General features: G+C 55.3%; 16 protein-coding genes. 9 read left to right on the forward strand and 7 right to left on the reverse strand.

The window, feature by feature from the left end; genetic code table 11:
• Nucleotides 1–274: 274 nt before the first annotated feature.
• Nucleotides 275–2,113: an HsdM family class I SAM-dependent methyltransferase gene (locus PL640_RS21655; protein WP_271363496.1), complete on the forward strand. Its 1,839-nt coding sequence runs from the start codon at nucleotides 275–277 to the stop codon at nucleotides 2,111–2,113.
• Nucleotides 2,110–3,171 (forward strand): BsuBI/PstI family type II restriction endonuclease, encoded by a 1,062-nt coding sequence (locus PL640_RS21660; RefSeq protein WP_271363497.1) that lies wholly within the window; start codon nucleotides 2,110–2,112, stop codon nucleotides 3,169–3,171. The genes PL640_RS21655 and PL640_RS21660 overlap by 4 nt, the downstream gene beginning before the upstream one ends.
• Nucleotides 3,172–3,222: 51 nt before the next feature.
• Here PL640_RS21660 and PL640_RS21665 read toward each other — a convergent pair whose 3' ends face one another.
• Nucleotides 3,223–4,890: a DUF6119 family protein gene (locus tag PL640_RS21665; RefSeq protein ID WP_271363498.1), complete on the reverse strand. Its 1,668-nt coding sequence runs from the start codon at nucleotides 4,888–4,890 to the stop codon at nucleotides 3,223–3,225.
• 342 nt (nucleotides 4,891–5,232) lie between these two features.
• On the opposite strand from PL640_RS21665, the gene PL640_RS21670 reads away from it, so the two are divergent.
• A complete protein-coding gene (locus tag PL640_RS21670; RefSeq protein WP_271363499.1) occupies nucleotides 5,233–5,565 on the forward strand; it encodes a DUF3768 domain-containing protein in 333 nt (110 codons plus the stop codon).
• A 773-nt stretch (nucleotides 5,566–6,338) separates the two neighbouring features.
• On the opposite strand, the gene PL640_RS21675 is transcribed toward PL640_RS21670, so the two are convergent.
• Both PL640_RS21675 and PL640_RS21680 read right to left on the reverse strand, forming a co-directional pair.
• Entirely contained in the window at nucleotides 6,339–7,031 is a 693-nt protein-coding gene (locus tag PL640_RS21675; protein WP_271363500.1) for an adenylate/guanylate cyclase domain-containing protein, read from the reverse strand.
• 3 nt (nucleotides 7,032–7,034) lie between these two features.
• The gene (locus PL640_RS21680; RefSeq protein ID WP_271363501.1) at nucleotides 7,035–7,949 is read right to left on the reverse strand and encodes a TIR domain-containing protein; all 915 of its coding nucleotides are present in this window, start codon (nucleotides 7,947–7,949) and stop codon (nucleotides 7,035–7,037) included.
• A gap of 171 nt (nucleotides 7,950–8,120) precedes the next feature.
• Between PL640_RS21680 and PL640_RS21685 the strand changes: the two genes are divergently transcribed.
• Nucleotides 8,121–9,320, forward strand: coding sequence for an abortive infection family protein (locus PL640_RS21685; RefSeq protein ID WP_271363502.1), 1,200 nt, complete (start codon nucleotides 8,121–8,123; stop codon nucleotides 9,318–9,320).
• A 330-nt stretch (nucleotides 9,321–9,650) separates the two neighbouring features.
• Here the strand turns inward: PL640_RS21685 and PL640_RS21690 are convergent, their stop codons facing one another.
• The gene (locus PL640_RS21690; protein ID WP_271363503.1) at nucleotides 9,651–10,370 is read right to left on the reverse strand and encodes a FadR/GntR family transcriptional regulator; all 720 of its coding nucleotides are present in this window, start codon (nucleotides 10,368–10,370) and stop codon (nucleotides 9,651–9,653) included.
• Between the two features lie 210 nt (nucleotides 10,371–10,580).
• On the opposite strand from PL640_RS21690, the gene PL640_RS21695 reads away from it, so the two are divergent.
• The 5 genes from PL640_RS21695 (at nucleotide 10,581) to PL640_RS21715 (ending at nucleotide 15,702) form a co-directional block, all read left to right on the forward strand.
• Nucleotides 10,581–11,780 (forward strand): mandelate racemase/muconate lactonizing enzyme family protein, encoded by a 1,200-nt coding sequence (locus PL640_RS21695; RefSeq protein WP_271363504.1) that lies wholly within the window; start codon nucleotides 10,581–10,583, stop codon nucleotides 11,778–11,780.
• Nucleotides 11,781–11,792: 12 nt separating this feature from the next.
• Nucleotides 11,793–12,560, forward strand: coding sequence for an SDR family oxidoreductase (locus tag PL640_RS21700; RefSeq protein WP_271363505.1), 768 nt, complete (start codon nucleotides 11,793–11,795; stop codon nucleotides 12,558–12,560).
• A gap of 80 nt (nucleotides 12,561–12,640) precedes the next feature.
• Nucleotides 12,641–13,735 (forward strand): DctP family TRAP transporter solute-binding subunit, encoded by a 1,095-nt coding sequence (locus PL640_RS21705; RefSeq protein ID WP_271363506.1) that lies wholly within the window; start codon nucleotides 12,641–12,643, stop codon nucleotides 13,733–13,735.
• Nucleotides 13,736–13,852: 117 nt separating this feature from the next.
• Nucleotides 13,853–14,419, forward strand: coding sequence for a TRAP transporter small permease (locus PL640_RS21710; RefSeq protein ID WP_271363507.1), 567 nt, complete (start codon nucleotides 13,853–13,855; stop codon nucleotides 14,417–14,419).
• 2 nt (nucleotides 14,420–14,421) lie between these two features.
• Nucleotides 14,422–15,702, forward strand: coding sequence for a TRAP transporter large permease (locus PL640_RS21715; protein WP_271363508.1), 1,281 nt, complete (start codon nucleotides 14,422–14,424; stop codon nucleotides 15,700–15,702).
• A 148-nt stretch (nucleotides 15,703–15,850) separates the two neighbouring features.
• On the opposite strand, the gene PL640_RS21720 is transcribed toward PL640_RS21715, so the two are convergent.
• The 3 genes from PL640_RS21720 to PL640_RS21730 form a co-directional block, all read right to left on the reverse strand.
• The gene (locus PL640_RS21720) at nucleotides 15,851–16,069 is read right to left on the reverse strand and encodes a hypothetical protein (RefSeq protein ID WP_271363509.1); all 219 of its coding nucleotides are present in this window, start codon (nucleotides 16,067–16,069) and stop codon (nucleotides 15,851–15,853) included.
• Nucleotides 16,069–16,587, reverse strand: coding sequence for a glycosyltransferase family 25 protein (locus tag PL640_RS21725; protein WP_271363510.1), 519 nt, complete (start codon nucleotides 16,585–16,587; stop codon nucleotides 16,069–16,071). The genes PL640_RS21720 and PL640_RS21725 overlap by 1 nt, the downstream gene beginning before the upstream one ends.
• Nucleotides 16,588–16,747: 160 nt before the next feature.
• Complete coding sequence (locus PL640_RS21730; protein ID WP_271363511.1) at nucleotides 16,748–17,995, reverse strand: YcbK family protein; 1,248 nt, start codon at nucleotides 17,993–17,995, stop codon at nucleotides 16,748–16,750.
• Nucleotides 17,996–18,082: the final 87 nt, after the last annotated feature.

The following is an 18,082-nucleotide window of genomic DNA, read 5'->3' on the forward strand; positions in this document are numbered from 1 at the left end:
CCGCCAGCAAAAGACGGATGGTCAGACGAAACAGGTGGGGGGTCAAAATTGGACGCCGATCACCCCGTCAGAGGGGTCAATATTCCACGCCGAAACACAAACGGCCTTTCCTTCCTATGAGTATGCGCATTCAAACGCGCGAATGTGCCGTCACACTGTCCCGGCATTAAATTTGTATTTGAGGGACAGGTTTGTTTACGAATCGAGGCAGGACTGACAAAATTGCGAAGCGTTAACGCATATCTCATTGTCAGTTGGCCATGGTAGCTGTAGCGTGAACAAAACAGGAAAGCTTATCCCTGCAATGCCCTCATCGAGCCGCCTTCTAACGGATAAATTACACAAAAGCTCACGGCGGTCGGCTGTTCGAGATGCCGCAACCAGTTTGCAGACTGGGCGGGTGATGGCGCGTGCTTGGAGCCAGCAGATCCTCGAAGATCGTCGGCAACCGGCCATTTGGGCATTTATTAGCGAGTCAATCGACGCCTATATTACGGAAGCTCGTAGCAGCGGCGCGGCCGTTAGGGATATCACCCCCCTCTCCAATCCGCTTACTTATATATTAGACACCTCTGCGGCTGATCTGGCTCGCACTCTCGGACGCTCTGCCGCCGCGTTCACGACGGAAGAAGCATGTTACGAACTGAGCGCATGTTACACCGCCATGCTGCCCCAAGATGTGCGCAGCGCTTGGGGTGCCTATTATACCCCACCTGCATTGACCGAGCGGTTGCTGGATTTGGCAGTAGACGCAGGTACTGATTGGACAACTGCCAAGGTGCTCGACCCAGCATGTGGTGGTGGCGCTTTTTTGCTACCTGTCGCTCTCCGCATGCGGAAGGCGTTACCCGAATTGGACCATGCTTCTCTCCTGGAGCATCTTGGGTCTCATCTAAAGGGCTTTGAGATTGACCCCTTTGCTGCCTGGCTTACGCAAGTCTGGTTAGAAATCAGTTTCTCCGCAGAAAGAGCAAATTCTGGGCTTCCATTCCCCAAAGTTGTGACGGTATGCGACAGTTTACAACAGCAGCCGACTGAGAGCTTTGATCTTGTTATCGGCAACCCCCCTTATGGCCGCCTGAAACTCGACCCCGAATTACGGATTGTCTACCAGCGAAGCCTCTACGGCCACGCAAACCTCTACGGCCTGTTCACGGATTTGGCCCTGAGATGGACTAGACCAAAGGGTGTTATCGCCTATGTGACGCCGACAAGCTTCTTAGCAGGCGAATATTTTAAGTCCTTGCGCCAACTCATCAAAGACGAGGCCCCGCCCGTTGCGATGGATTTTGTAACGGCTCGGAAAGGCGTCTTTGACGATGTCTTGCAGGAGACAATGCTCTCGACCTACCAAAAACATGGTGACATCAAGGAACCTAGCGTTCACTTTCTATCGGTTAATGGCAGCGCGGAAGTTACCCAAGTTGGCAGCTTTACCCTCCCTGAGAAAGCCTCTGCTCCGTGGCTCGCCCCACGGCACCCCGACGATGCGCACCTGATTGATAGTTTGAGCCTTTTGCCGTCACGCCTCTCAGACTGGGGGTACAAAGTCTCAACAGGACAATTGGTCTGGAACCGCTTCAAGCCACAGTTCCGGGCGAAAGCCTCAAAGAACACTTTCCCTGTGATTTGGTCAGAAGCCGTTAGTGCCGATGGTCAGTTCAGGTTCAGCTCAGAGAAGCGAAATCACCTACCTTTCTTTAAGGCCGAAGAAATTGATGGCTGGATGAAAGTTACCCAGAGCTGCGTTCTCCTCCAGCGAACAACCGCCAAAGAACAAGCCCGACGTTTAATCGCAGCGGAATTGCCAGAACGCTTTATCCGAGTGCACGGAGCTGTCTTGGTAGAGAACCATCTGAACATGATCAAACCGATTACCGCCAAACCGAAGGTGTCGCCGGCAGTGGTCGCCGCGATTATGAACTCAAACATCGTGGACCGTGCGTTCCGTTGTATCAGCGGGAGCGTGGCGGTATCGGCTTTTGAACTTGAAGCACTCCCCCTTCCCTCCGCTTCGGACATGCAAGCGTTGGAAAAACTCGTTGCCCGAAACGCATCGGCAGCGCTTATCGAGAAAGAACTCACTAAATTGTACGGACAACAGCAGGCATGATCGGCATTCTACCTTGGCAAGATGTCCAACTGAGACTTCGCGAAATTTTCCCAGAAGGAACGCCCCAGAGAAATTACTCGACGTGGGATATCGCCGCTAAGACAGTTTTTGTCATGATTTACGTCGATGCGGTTGAAGGTCGAGACCGCTGGCTTCGTCCGGACCAAGTGCGACGGATGACCGACGCCCAATCCGTTCTTTCGACTGAACAGGATCGTAATGCGTGGGCGAAACTCTCCATTACTCCTTCCAAAGTGGACATCCCTGGATCTTGGTATGCGGTCAACACTCGCGAATCCATTCGGGATGACACAATTCGTAATGCGCTTGTTGCCAACGGTGCCATCGTTGAAAAGCCAGGTCTCGCCACGACATCGCCCGCAGGGCGCTACGCTCTTCAAACAGAATTTGCACAGTTGTTTGCGCCAGAACTAGTTGGCGATGCATTAATTGAGGCTATCACGGCGTGGCAAGGCAAGCATCTTACCGCTGGAGCGCGGATGCGCATCGCCGTTATGCGTAAGGGAGCATCAGCCGGTGGTGACCGCATACTGGTCACATTCCCGAGCGGTGAAACTCAGCGTATGGCACCAGGACCGAGTTCGGAGCTTTCCAAAGCTGTTATTGAGGTCTTTGCTTCACGCTTTTTGCGTGAACCAGCGGTCATCTTCTTGAGCGAAAGCCGGGATAAGGTCGTGGCGCGTCATGACGAATTGGCGAGGCAAATCGGCCTGAACATTTTGGCCGACAAGAATCTCCCAGACGTCATCTTAGCCGATCTGGCCCCTGAACATCCTCGGTTGGTGTTCGTTGAGGTTGTCTCATCCGATGGCCCGGTCTCTGAACAACGGAAGCGTGCTCTTCTTGAACTTACGAGCGCCGCCGGTTTTCCCAGCAATCACATTGCATTCGTGACTGCCTATATGGATCGCAGCCGCGCCGAGTTCAAAAAGACTGTCGATAGCTTGGCGTGGGGCAGCTTTGCTTGGTTTGCAAGCGAACCGGGCCATCTGATGCATTTGGAAGGTGACGGCGAATTGGTCTGGAAGTCTGAATAGATTGGCAGCTGGCCACGCCCCCAACTCTCTGGCCGTGACCAAAGTAAAAGATTATTCCGCTGCTTCTACGGCTGAACCGGCCTCGATAGTATCATTCGCCTTCTTTCTCTTCTTTTTGCGGCCCTCGGTTCCCACGACTTCATCTTTGATGAACATCACGTGACCCGGAACATCCATAAGCTGCAGGGCTTTCATCCCGCGCATTAAGCTGATTCGGGAGAACAACGGAAGGTTCAGGGATCGTCCTTCTGGGTCTTTCCGAGTCACGATACCGAATACGACGCAGTACTTCCGGTCACGGACCAGCTCAACAAGCTCGTTAGCAGCACCGTCTTCAAGGATGTCCCGTATGAGCGTCTCTAACTTGTCCACGGCGTCCGCCTCCAAGCGCATTAGCTCGATTGCGTTGACTCCCTGATTAAATAAGTGACTTAACTGAACCGAGAGAGTCGAAATTTTTACATGGTAGAAACTGGCAACACCGTCTCGAACTGCCAGAAGGTCGCACGGCTCAACCGCAGTTTGCCCATCCGGGCTTATGTTCTTTTTATCAAGACAAGCAACGGTCAAGTCCTCTTCGGCGACCGCGTCATTATAAGCCCCTTCGCTCGAGTGCGAGTAAGCCGGAAGGTCACTGTCTTTGCAAAGCGGATCGAGATAGGCACTTAGTCGGGTAATATAGGCATCATCAATGCGATACCAATTGCCTTCGCAAAGATGGAACGTTTCGCCAAGAGCGCTTTCTAATGTTGTGTCAAACACGAGGCTTTTGAAAATGCTGTATCGATCTCGACTGTTGCCATCTTCATCAGTCAGGACCAATGCATGTCGGCGTAGATCATCAACCGTTATATTGCTAAAATCGATCTCATGTTCCTCGAGGTATTCATAATATCGTCCGATATACACGTCATCATAGACTAAACTCCGCCCAGCTCCGGCAAAGGTGGCATATAGATTATCGCTGTAATTGATAATTTCCGGTACCGTGATATTCAGATCCGCGTTCTGCGTCTGGACCGCTTCTAGCAACTGCGCGTTTAAGGCCGAAATTTGGGACGGATCACGCACTGGCACAATGTTTTGGATTTCGGGAAAGGATGCCCTGTAATCATCGCTCTGGTACAGGATCAGAAGAGTTTCACACAGAGCGGCCAAATCGCCAGCCCCGATATCTGTGCTAATACGCAGGTTGCTGCCGCCGGTGGCATGCCGGAACAATTCACGCTGCTCATCACGGACTTTGCCGGTCAAGCTGCGCAGGATTGAGCTATCTCGATCGAAATCGAAAAGCATCAGCTCCGACTCAATGGGAAGCTGTGTGCGTTGGCGTTTTGCTGCACCGGGTTCAAGAGTATCCGTACTCTTGAGCTTATGAGGGTCGAGACAGTTTAGCGTAACTCGAAGGCCGAAATCATACTCATAACTAGAATCTATCAAGTTGTGAGAGACGTGCCCGAAAGACAGCGCAAAACAGCGATCATCAACTGGCAGGAATACCAAAGCTCCCTTCGTCACCTGTGTGAGGTTTTTCTGAATACCAAAATAAGACTTCCACCATGTTGGATGAGGTTCGTTATCTAAGACGAATAGAGTTGCACTTGGAGGCAATCCATCCGCACTGATGTCATCATCGAGGGAATGATCTTCTCGTAAAGAGTTACTCGCATCATACCCCTCTTTAAGGAGATAAATTGAAAATGACCTAGTCTTAGCCATGCTGCGCTACTCTATTCCTTTAATCCACCATAACGTGCATTATACGGAACTCATATTCCTTAATTGTCAATACGAAGGGAGTACTTCCTCTACTTTCATGCACTTATTTGTTGAGTGATAAAACCGGTAGCGCTTCATGGGGTCCGAGGTGCTTCGCCCCTTCTCTCCCCCAAACAGGTCTTCCGCCCAGCTTCCTTCATTGCGCTGCGCTGCATTGCGTGCAGCCGGTTCCCCGCGAATCCCTGTTGTCCCCTTCCAACCCCACCGCTCACGCGGCCCCGGGAAGCAGGACGGGGCCTGTTTCCCTGTCCGACTAAGGAAACAAAGACAAGGGACAAAAAAATGACAACCACGCAGACCGACCGCATCCGCGAACTGAATGACATATTTCGTTCAACCTGGCTCACGGGTACGGTGCTGATGACCTCGGGTATCAAAAACCTGCCTAACGCGATCCAATCAGGCATCGCTGAGTCCGTGCAGAGATTTGACGCCTTCACACCTGATAATGATCCCCACGGCGAGCATGACTTCGGCGCGGTGACCATCGAGGGGCATAAGGTCTTCTGGAAAATCGACTATTACGACCGGACTATGCAATACGGTTCAGAAGACCCGGCTAATCCCGCTATCACCAAGCGGGTACTTACGATCATGCTTGCAGAAGAATATTAGCCGACCCGTAGGATTTGCAACGTTTACTAATCGAAAAGGCCCTATCAAAAGGGCCTCATATTTTCAGCCAGCGCTCAGCGCTGCCCCCCTGAGCGTTGCTCACGCTAAGTCTAACTGAATACTTTCGGAATGTACCATTTACGGTAAACTTAGCTCAAATCGAAAGCCAACTTCATGAGCCGAACACAAGACCCCCACAATCTGTCGTTAGCTGACCCCGCGGAAACAGTCGAGCCGAAAACGCCACCAACTGATCCTGCCATTGAAAAATGGCTGTGCGAGCAAGTGGTACCTGCTTACGATGCCCACAAAGCATTCCCCGAGAAAGCTGTTGCACTCGATGAGGCAATGGCAAAGATTCGAGTTTGCATTGAACGCCGCAGCCCACCAGTGACATAAAAGCTCCTCCGGTCATCGCCCTGCACAAAATTAAGGGGAAGAGTGCGTTACACCCCGGAAAGGCACTTCCAGATCAAGGCCTACGATCTGATTAGCGGTGATCGAATTAATGGGAAAATTTCCAATTACACGGCCTGCCACTTGGCCCAAAAGGGTAAGACGGCCATGGTTTATGACGTTTCGAGCAACTTGCCCGTGAATAGTCGCTTCGCCTCCTTCCTCAATAATGAGACCACCTGCAAGCTGGCCATGCACAGTAAGATTACCACCCGACCGCACGTATGTTGTGCCTGTTACCTGGCCCTTGGCTATCCACGTATCCGTGACGACTAAGTCTCCCTCATGCTGCGTCATGTAATAACCTCCTGCTGCAATTATATGACCCACCACCATGTTGAGCCGTAGATGGGTTCATTATTCTGCTGGGTCCAACTGTATTGCTTCCACATATTGTTTCCGTTGGTGACTTTCACCTCTTGATGCATCATGTCATAAACGGCCTTGGTCACCCAGGTACGCTCTGCGAGCTTTAAATCTGTTAGTTTTGCGGCATAGTTGGCGGCACGCCCGACCCAGACAATGTCATTATCACCGCGCACTCCCGTTCTGGCCGCACGAATAATCGTTGTGTCGATACCAACAACCTGTTTAACCGAATAAGCCGTATTGTACTGGTTCGCCAGAGCGGGATTTATGATTTGTTGTACCGCGTAATTTATCTTGAGGCCGCAGCGGACTGCGTTGGTCGACTGTCTGTCACCAATGAACACTCCCATAATCCGGTCGCCGTCATAAGATGTTATCACCCCGCCTGCATCACGTACGAGCTTAGCAGCACAATAAAGATAAGCTTTGTAAATCTCTGCTGCAAACTGCCAACTGCTCTCATTTACAAGATTGGTCGAACCTGACAGGTCCGCATAGAGGATCGTCGCACGTTCAAGTGTTACGGCATCGTTTGATAGTTTGAGATCGGCGGGATCGGGCACAACCATGCCTGCTCGATCTGCCCATGCCTCCCTAAATATTTTGGAAACCTGCGCCTTTAGATCATCCGCGAGAGCCATTGATCACCCGTTATTTGGACCGAGGCTATTAATGTGCTCGCGAAGCCTGTTCGCTGCCGGGGCAAGCATCGCCGCCGCATCGCCGCCTTTTTCGAAGCGGTATGGAATAGTGGTGAGGCCTGCCATGTCACTAGGAAGTTTTACCTTTTCCTCTCGTGGCTCCATTAAAATTGAGCGTGCACGACCAAGGCGCCCCATGAACAGACCGAGCTCAAATATCACATTGTCACGTGGCACTGGCCACTGTTGGCCACGCGCCTCGGTGATGTCATCTGCATGGGCGATAGCAATCGCAAAATCTGAACTATCGACCGCCGCTTCGAGTGCCTCAATAGTGTAGCCGGTAGCGCGAAACACCCCGTCCGTCCACACAGTGCAGACAAAGGGATCATGCTCGAATGCTACTTGGAGCGTTCGAGCTACCGAAAGGGCTTCAACGGATGAGATGATGAAAACTCGGATTTTGTCGCGATATCCGCCTACGAGTTTATTCCGCTCAAGCAGCCGGCGTGAAAGTTCTCGCGCAATAGTGCGGTAAAGCTGAGGGTAGCGCGATGCTATATCGGCAAACTCAGGTTCCGTAATACGAGCCACCAGTGACGGCTCGACAGCTATAACTGTGGCCGACCGCACTTGGGTAGGTTGAATAGCAGCCATTTCACCAACATGATCTCCTGCACCACGATGAGCCACAGAGCGACCGTTCACAACGATGCTTACAACCCCCGTAATGATAAAATAAAGGTCGTTGGTACCGTCACCTTGTTCGAAAAGGGGCTGGCCAGCCTCAAGTTCAATAAGCTCTACACAGCTTGAAAGCTCTTTAGCCAACGAAATATCGCCCTGCACCAGTTTTTGAGTTTGCAGAGCTTCCACACGGAGGCGTTGGCCTGTCGTGCCTTCAAATCGATCTTTCATGGATTCCACCCGAATTATCCGTTGATACTAACGCAACCCGAGCGTGTTCACAAGAAAAACCAAAATAACATCAACACACTATCGCTATCCCACGAAATGAGTCTCGAAACCGTCGAAGAACTAGGACGCTAAATGGATGAAATAAAGCAAATCTTCATCTAAGATTGCAACATGAGCAGTTTTCCATCTACCCTTACCCAAGACCTCCGTCATCAGCTCGCATCGACGATCTCGGATTTCAAATCCTACGAAGTCCCCGCGATTTGCACGCGTCTCGGCTTGGCCGACGGAACTGATGATGAGGCCTTTCAGAGCAAATTCAAATATGCGCAGAAGCGCCTAGTTGGCGTCGGACTGCCCGACTTAAAGCGCATGGCACAAAATTTGTTGGACGAAAAAGGAGATTACTACCTAGCCGAGATTGTAGCAAAAATCGATGAAGACGGAACTCCACCTGTGACCGAATTGACTCGCCGCCGGCTAATAGGAGAGTTTGATGGCGCGCCTTTGGCAACACAAATAGAGGATGTGGAGTTGCTGCAAAGGGTATGGCCCGTGGCGACGATGCAGCCAAGCTATGCAGGCCGTGATAACCTGCTCGACGAGGTTTACCAGCATACCATCCGAAACGATGACTGGAGCCAGACCGATCTCCTGATGAAGATGGGCCTTCTAACCTGTTCCAAGGCGCAACTTTTCAAATTTCTCCACGAGGTCACGCATCCCGTGGTGCAGAAGCCAGGGGCCCAGCTAGCGCTGGTCACCCGCATCAACAATCACCTCCAGCATGACGGGTACCGGCTCGCAGTCGTGGGAAAACTATCCGGCTCACCTGTCTACGAAGTCAAAGCAGCCATTCTTAGCAGTCCAGCAGACAATGCCATTTCAAATGCCCTTAAGGCCTTCGATCCAAATGATGTCCATGACCGATGGGTAGCGGCTGTTGAGCGCCGTGCGGATGACCCGCGTGGCGCGATTACGTTAGCGCGTACATTGCTCGAAGACGTGTGCAAATGGATTTTGCATGAAGCTGGCGAAAGTTATCAAGACAAAGACGACCTTCCTGTTCTCTACCGCAAACTCGCTAAAGTGCTTAAACTCGCCCCTGACGAACACACCGAACAGACCTTCAAACAACTTCTCGGTAGCTGCCAGCAGATCGTTGAACTTCTGGGATCTCTGCGAAGCAAGCTTGGGGACGCCCATAGCCCCGGTCCAAAAAAAGCAAAGCCACAGCCCCGCCATGCGGAGTTAGCGGTAAACCTGTCGGGAACTATGGCAACTTTCCTAGTAGAGACTTGGCGCGCTCGCAAAGCGGAGAGCGCAAAAGCGGCCGCACCCGACACTAATCACGGAAATGTGAGCGATTGACAGGGCGCGCATAAGGTCTTTATAGGACGTTCTCACACGCACATTTTTACGCACACTCAAAACGAAGTTAAAAATAAATAATTAAAAACAATATTTTAAATATAGACTCTTCTGACTTTTAATCAGTAGGTCCAGGGTTCGAATCCCTGCGCTCTCACCATTATTTCAATACCTTAGCATCTGATGGCTTAAGCGGATAACGCGTAGATATCCATGCGCTTGTCGGCGCACGCGCACTTTTACGGCCAGAGGTCGTCACCGCCTGTCATCTTGCGGAACTGACTTATCTGGCCCAAGGGCAAAGTCCCACAATGCGGTTTTCCCATCCTTTCAGGTCACCCCGGCCCTGATCAAAACGCCGGTTGCCGAATCGAAGTGTTCGCTCATGGCGGCTTCCGCCATATCGATGTTCTGGAGGCTGATGGCCTGGGCGATCCTTTGGTGGCAGCGGATGTTTTCCGTGCGGTTCTCCACCGTTGCCCGGCTGCGCCAGCCGATGTCCCATGTCTGCTGCGTTATAACCCGGAACGAGCCGACGATGATCCCGTAAAGCGAGTTTCCTGAGGACTGGGCAATTAGCTCGTGAAAATGGATGTCGAGTTCCATCAGAACATCTGGCGTATCGAGCGATGCGAACATGTCCTCCACGATTTGAAGGAGTTCCTGCGCCTGCGCATCCGTTCTGCGCAGGGAAGCGAGGCTTACCGTGCGCAATTCCAGCGTGCGGCGCACGTCCAGGACCTGCTGAACAGTCAGTTGTTTCATGCTCACCGTGTGGTCGAGGATCATGCTGAGCGGCGCAGCATCTGGCGCGGCCACGCGGGCGCGCCGCCCCGAGCTCACCTCCAAGATACCAAGCGCCGCAAGGGCACGAAACGCCTCCCGGGTGACGGACCGCGACACGTCGAGCTCCGCCGCCATCGACGTTTCACTGGGCATCAGGCTACCCGGCCTCAGCTCGTTTTCACGCATATACTGCCGAATGCCGACAACCGCACGCTCCACGAGACCGTCGGGAACACTCTCAACCTGTCCTACAGCTTTATCCATTTTGGAACAATCCTTTGAATATTTCGGTTGACAGCATAACACCGAACTGTCAGACCTATAACAGAATATCAGGCAGAAAGATTAGCAACTCAGACTAAAAGTAGATAGGGCCGCTCGCTCCAGTGAGCGGTCAACGGATTTCCTTTGTCTTTGCGCTTTCAGGCCTCGTAGGGCAGCCCGGCAATGTCCGGACAATTGACGGAAGCAATGATGAAAATTACGGCGATCAAGACGTTTCGGGCGGAGGAGTTCTCGAATGTTCTCTGGGTCCATGTGGAGACCGATGCAGGCGTGACGGGCCTGGGGGAAACTTTCTACGGCGCTGCTGCCGTCGAAGCCCACATTCACGACACATTGGCGAGCCGGCTGGTGGGCCGCAATCCGCTTCACATCGAGGCGCTTCACCGGGAGATGCTCAACCTGCCAATGGCGCACGCCTCGACGGGCGCAGAACACAGGGCGGCCTCTGCAGTCGACATCGCGTTGTGGGATATCTTCGGCAAGGTGTGCGGGCAGCCAGTGCACCAGATGCTGGGCGGGCTGTGCGTCGACAAGATGCGGATCTACAACACCTGCGCCGGAAGCCGCTATGTGCGCACGAAGAAGATCAAGCCGGTAGACACCTGGAACCTCGGTGAAGAAACCGGACCCTATGAGGATCTTGACGGCTTCATGAACCGGGCCGGCGAGCTTGCCGAAGACCTCCTCTCCAACGGCATCACGGCCATGAAAATCTGGCCGTTCGATCCTGCGGCTATGGAGAACCGAGGACTGTTCATAACCCCGGAACAGATGAAGACGGCGATCCGCCCCTTTGAGCTGATCCGCAAGGCCGTTGGCGACAAGATGGACATCATGGTCGAGTTCCACTCACTCTGGAACCTGCCCGTCGCCAAACAGATCGCGCGGGCGCTCGAGCCTTTCAAACCGACTTGGTACGAAGATCCGATCAGGATGAACTCGTCGCAGGCGCTGGCGGAATATGCGCAATCGACGGATGTCTGGACCTGCGCGTCGGAGACGCTTGGCACCCGCTTTGCGTACAAGGAATATCTAGACCGCAACGCCGCCCATGTCGTCATGGCCGACCTCTGCTGGACAGGCGGCCTGACGGAAGGCCGCAAGATCGCCGCCATGGCGGAAACCTATCACCGTCCGTTCGCCCCGCATGATTGCATTGGCCCCGTTGGTTTCGCAGCTGCGATCCATATGAGCTTCTCGCAGCCAAACACGCTCATTCAGGAGAGCGTGCGCGCTTTCTACAAGGGCTGGTATCGCGAACTGGTGACAGAGGTTCCGCGTATCGAAGGCGGATTTGTCTATCCAATGGAAGGTCCCGGCCTCGGCACCGAATTGCAGCCATCCTTCTTCGAGCGCACGGATCTGACCGTGCGCGTATCCGAACTCTGAAGGTAGATCGCCATGAGTATTTCGCTGTTTGACCTGAGCGGCAAGACCGCTCTTGTGACCGGTTCTTCCCGTGGTTTGGGCCGCGCCTTTGCAGAAGGGCTGGCTGATGCCGGCGCGAGAGTAATCCTCAACGGTGTGGACGCCGTCAGGCTTCAGGATGCAGCTGCAGCGATGAGCGCGACCCGCCGTGACGTTTTGACCGCTGCGTTCGACGTCACCGACGAAGCGGCCGTCATCGCAGCTTTCGAGCAATTTGATCGCGACGGCATCGAGGTGGACATCCTCGTCAACAATGCGGGCATCCAGTTCCGCAAACCCATGCTCGAACTGGCGACGGAAGACTGGCGAAGGGTGATCGACACCAACCTGACCTCGGCCTTTCTGGTGGGCAGGGAGGCCGCAAGGCGGATGGCAAAGCGCGGTTCCGGCAAGATCATCAATGTCGGATCGCTAACCTCCGAACTCGCGCGCGCAACTGTCGCCCCTTACACGGTGGCGAAAGGCGGCATCAAGATGTTGACGAAGGCGATGGCGGCCGAGTGGGCGGAAAAGGGCATTCAGGCGAATGCGATCGGCCCAGGCTACATGATCACGGACATGAACGAGGTCTTGCTCGCCAATCCGGAATTCGACGCCTGGGTCAAGGCAAGGACACCTGCCCGCCGTTGGGGCCGGCCCGAAGAGCTGGCGGGCACCGTCATCTACTTTGCCTCCGCCGCATCGGACTATGTCAACGGGCAGATCGTCTATGCCGATGGCGGCATGATCTCTGTGTTGTAAGCGGCGTCGGGAGCGCGCGCTTCAACTATCAAACGCCCTGGGAACGGCGTCACAGGTTCCTGTAACAAAGGGAGGAATGCATGGAATTCTTGTCGTTTAAGCGCATCCTGCGTGCAGGAGAGCGCCAATTGATGTCGTGCGTGCGCATGGCAGCCACGCCCGTTTTATCGCGTCGCGCGGTCGCCTTCGGCATGTGCGCGGCCGTGGCGCTGTCGCTGGTGCCGGCGGCCCCTGCCCTGGCGCAGGATGCCAAGGTGGCAAAGCTTGGCCACGGATTTGCCGATACACATCCGCGTTCGGCAGCGATGAAATATTTCGCCGAGGAAGTGGCGAAATCAACCGGCGGCAGCGTGAAGATCGATATTTTCGGCAACTCCGCAATCGGCTCTGAAGAGAAAATGCTGATGGCCGTTCAATCTGGAACAGTCGATCTTTACATGGGCGCACTTGCACCCATTGCGACGCACCAGAAGGAACTGCAGATCTTCGACTTCCCCTTCCTCTTCGCCACCGATGCCGAAGCGGCAACCGTGCTGGATGGCCCGGAGGGGCAGCGTCTGCTCGACAATCTCTCCGCCCTGAAAATCCACGGTCTCGTCTGGTCTGGCGGCGCTTTCCGCAACCTGTCCAACAGCAAGCATGCTGTCGGCGCACTGGCCGATATGAAGGGCCTGAAGGTTCGTGTGATGCAGAGCCCCATGGCGCTTGCAAGCTTCAAGGCGCTTGGCATGAACGCCGTGCCGATGGCCTTTACGGAGGTTTATACGGCGCTGGAGACCGGCGCACTCGACGGTTATGAACACCCGTTCGTCGATATGTATGCCAACAAGATGTACGAGGTGCAGAAATACCTCACGGTGACAAACCACGTCTACACGCCGGTCGCACTGCTCGCCTCCAACCGGTTCTTCGATTCGCTGACGCCGGATCAGCAAAAGGCCTTGCAGGCGGCAGCGGAAAAGACCCGCACATTCCAGCGTGAGGCAGAATTGCGCGAAGCCGGCGAAGCTCTGAAAAAACTTGAGGCAGAAGGCATGGCGGCAACCGTAATGCCGGCTGCAGAACTCGATGCCATCAGAAGCGCCATAGAGCCCGTCATTGCCAAGAATAAAGAGACGATTGGTCCGGCATTTGTCGATCAATTTTACGCCGAGATCGCAAAACAGAGAAAATAGATTTTCATCTGAAAGAGCCGGCCGAGAGCCGGCTCTTTTCTACGATTTGATCGGGACGCGTGAAATTTGAGGCGGACGCACAGGCGTGCGGAGGCCCGTCTCGTTTGGGAGAAAAAAATGCGTGCATTTCTGGATGCGGGGGTCAACGGTTTTTACCGGGCCATCGAAATCATCCTCGTCCTTTGCATGGCAACGATGCTGGTAATGGTCTTCGGGAATGTCGTCCTGCGGCTGTTTTTTAACACCGGCATCGATATTTCGGAGGAACTTCCGAGATTTGCTTTTGTCTGGATGACATTCCTCGGCGGCATCATCGGCCTTCACAGGCGCAGCCATCTCGGCGTGGATATCGTCGTGCTGGCACTGCCTCTTCTGGGCAGGAAAGTGTGCTGGGCCATCAGCCAGGTGGTGATGCTCGTCTGCGCCATCTTCATCTTCTACGGAACCTGGCTTCAGCACGATATCCTGAAAATTACGGAATCTCCCGTGGCGGAGATCAGCATGCTGTGGGTCTACGGCGTTAGTTACGTCACCGGCGCGGCCATCGCTCTTATCTGCCTTTCAAATCTGCTGCGCCTGGCAAGCGGCCGCCTCTCGGATGACGAACTCATCGGCGTTCACGAGGAAGGCCTCGACGAAGGTCTTCAGGCCGCACGCGCTGCGGACCAACACAAGGGACGCTGATCATGATCGTATTTGTATTTATCGCGTCTCTCCTCGGCCTGATGGCGCTTGGAATGCCGGTTGCTTTCGCGCTGATCGGATGCGGCCTTGTGATGATGTTCTACATGGGCATCACCGATCCGCAGATCATAATCCAGAACATGTGGGACGGCGCCAACAGCTTCCCGCTGCTCGCGGTGCCCTTTTTCATGCTGGCCGGCGAGTTGATGAACGCCGGCGGCATGACCCGGCGCATCATCACCATGGCCATGGCCTGGATTGGCCATATCCGCGGTGGGCTGGGTTATGTGGCGGTTCTGGCCGCCGTCGTCATGGCGTCGCTCTCCGGCTCGGCGGTTGCCGATGCAGCAGCACTCGCCGCCGTACTTGTTCCGCTGATGCGAAACGCCGGTTATGACATTAATCGCTCGTGCGGCCTCATTTCCTGCGGCGGCATCATCGCGCCGGTTCTTCCGCCATCTGTCGGCATGATCATCTTTGGTGTTGCCGGCGGTGTCTCCATCACCAAGCTTTTTCTGGCAGGCATCGTCCCGGGTCTGTTGATGGGCGTTGCCATCATGCTCGCCTGGCGCTGGAGCATCGGCAGAGACAATCCGCGGGTGGAGCAGAAAAAGACCTTCGGCGAGCGGTTGACTGAAACCCGCAAGGCGCTCTGGGCGCTGGTCATGCCCGTCGTCGTCATCGGTGGCCTGAAAGCCGGCGCTTTCACCCCAACGGAGGCAGCGGTAATCGCCGCAGTCTATTCCCTGTTCGTCGGCGTCTTTGTCTATCGCGAGATCAAGTTCTCGGATCTCTTCGGCCTCATGTATCGCGCGGCGGAGACGACTGCCGTCGTCATGTTCCTCGTCGCCGCAGCAGGTGTTTCCGCCTGGCTGATCACGACGGCAAATATTCCGCAGCAATTGGCCGACATGGTCCAGCCCTTCATGGATAACAAGACCCTCCTGATGGCGATCCTCATGGTCATCGTGCTGATCGTCGGCACGGCGATGGACTTCACCCCGACAGTGCTGATTCTGACGCCGGTGCTGATGCCCATCGTCAAGCAGGCGGGTATCGACCCTGTTTATTTCGGCGTGCTGTTCATCATGAATAATGCCATCGGCCTTGTGACGCCGCCGGTAGGCACTGTCCTCAACGTTGTGTGCGGTGTTGCCCGCGCACCAATGACCGGGGTTATCAAAGGCGTGGTGCCCTTCATGGTCGCGCAGATTGCGGTGCTTGTTCTTTTGATCATCTTTCCGCAGATCGTGCTGTGGCCGCTCGAAATGATGTCAAAATAGGTCTCGGCATTACAAACAAAAAACTCGCTCCGCCAGCAAAACTGGTCGAGCGAGTTTTGCGTTGTTTTCGACTGCATGCGAACGGCGGCGCAGACATCAGGGCAAGAGCAGGCCTCGGCGTTTTCCTCGGCAAATCAATCGCAGCGACCTACCGATACGCATACACATACCGCGCAATATTGTCATAGAAGCTCGAGAGATAGGCCGGAATCCGTTTAATACGGGCGAACTTGCTGCCGCGATATTCTGCCCGGGTGCCGACCAGCGTGTCCGGGTCGCCGAACGGCAGGAAGTCCCTGTCAGTGACATAGACTTTCGTGCCATAGCCCCAGCCGCATTCCAGGGCGCGGTCGAAAGGCAGCGTCATCACCCTTGCCGTTTTGAGAAAGCGCTCCGCCCCGCGAGATGATGTAGCAGGCGGAGGATCCCTGCGGACCGTAGATGCAGCGGCCAAGCGTATCGCCGAGCGCTGGTTTTCCGGCCCTTGAAACCGCTGCGGCGGTGATTGGTCAGTTTGACGATGGCGTTTTCCGGCATTACCGCAACCATTGCCTTGACTCGTTCGGAAAACTCCGGGGTGAAGGCAACATCGTCCTCGACGATCACAGCCACCGGCGCATCGGTGGCAAGGAATATCTCCAGTGCCTTTATATGGCTGGCATAGCGGCCATATTCACCGGCGAGCGCATGGCGGCCGTTGCGCAGCTCGAAACCGCGCCGGTCAAAATCTGCCCATTCGGCGGGTGGAACAGTCTTGCCGTCGACACCTTCCACCGGGCGCAGATCCAGCCCAAGGCCGGCAGCGCCCTCCAGCATCTTCTCAAGCCGCGCCCGTGCCCGTGCAATGGAAATGATGTAGATGGGGAAAGTGGAAATCGGCAGCATTCAGAACACACCATGCGCATGAAGACGGGAGACCGTCTCCTACAGCAAGGCGCGTGCAGCGTCCATTCGGACACCGAAGAGGCGCGATCTCGTCAGGCGGAATACCGGGATTTACGGCGACAGGAGGTTTCAGACCCGAAACACAGGCAGTCGCTGGTTTTTACTTGCGCGCGGCGGTGCGACGGCAGCGCCAGTTCCAGTCTCTCGGCTCGCCCGTGTCCATATGAACTGATTCGGTGTGGCAATAGGTGCCGACGCCACCGCGTTCAGGCAGGGAACGCAGATAGGTGGCAAGCTCCCATTTGGAGACGCCCTTGATCTGAATATCGGCGGCATCGCAGGTATAATGCTTGGAACCCTGCCTCACGCCCTTTGGCGGACGATAGCCCGAAGTGACGATCGCCGGGCTGTTATAATGCCGCTCGACATCCTTGATCATGCGGACCAGTTCCGGCTTGAAGCAGCCAACTTCGACGCGATCCGTCTGCAGGAAAAGACCATTCGGGGAAACACGGGTCAGCCCGGAAAGCGACGCCAGCTTCATGAGGCCGGTCGGCTGGTCATCCTCATCTTCGAGGTGCGCATCGTCGAATTCCTCAGACATCATCGAACGGCCGGAAAGCGCGATGCCCATTGTCGGGTCCGACCCGCCGGGCAGTGACGCAACCTCGGTCGTCGCGGCCGAGCCGCTCTCGATCATTTTCGGCAGCCGTTTTTTGGCGGCGCCGGCGAAAAATGCCGCAAGCGTTACACCCGTGCCTTCGCTTTCCTGTTTCTCGCCTGCGGGCACCACGTTTGCCGCGGGTTGCGCAGCGGCGGCGGCTGCAAGCTGCTGCGGCGCGGGTGTAGGAACAGGCTCGCGGTTTTCGCTATGCTGTTCCGCCACCGGCACCGGAGCTGGCGCGGAGACAGGCTGAGGCTGGAGTTGCGGCTGCGCCGGTGCTGAATAAACGCTGCTGACGGCGGGAATGATCTTCTGCGATGGCGCGGCGGCAGCGGAACCATCTGTCGCTACGGAAGGGGTTGCCGCGCGGGCCGTGGAATAGATGCTGGATGTGCCGGCGGAAATTGCCGTTGGCTGCGTCGTCAGCCCGCCAATATCGGCGGCGGCACCATAAACCTGCGCCGGGCCACCCGGTGTCTGCGGCTGGGCCGGCACGGCGCCACCGGATGCCGATGCAACGGCGGGGTCCACATAATGCCCCGGCTGGGTGCCAGCCGCGGGTGTGGCGACGGCCGCTGCGGCCGTCTGCGGGCGCTGTTGCGCGGCGATTTCCGGCTTATTGGTGTTGGCGGCCATCTCATCATCCGTCACCGCCGAAACGCAGCCGGAAAGCCCGAGCAGCGAAACCGCAATAACGAGACGCTGACAGGAAACACGTCCTTTCGCGCCCTCGACAGTTTTCATGGGTGGCCTCCGTATCTTGCATTTCCAACAGCAGCACGGGAACGGGCGCGTGTGCTTTTCCCAAACGGGACGGGCCGTTTCGATTCG

This window comes from Agrobacterium sp. ST15.16.024, from assembly GCF_027956545.1.
Taxonomy (GTDB): domain Bacteria; phylum Pseudomonadota; class Alphaproteobacteria; order Rhizobiales; family Rhizobiaceae; genus Agrobacterium; species Agrobacterium cucumeris.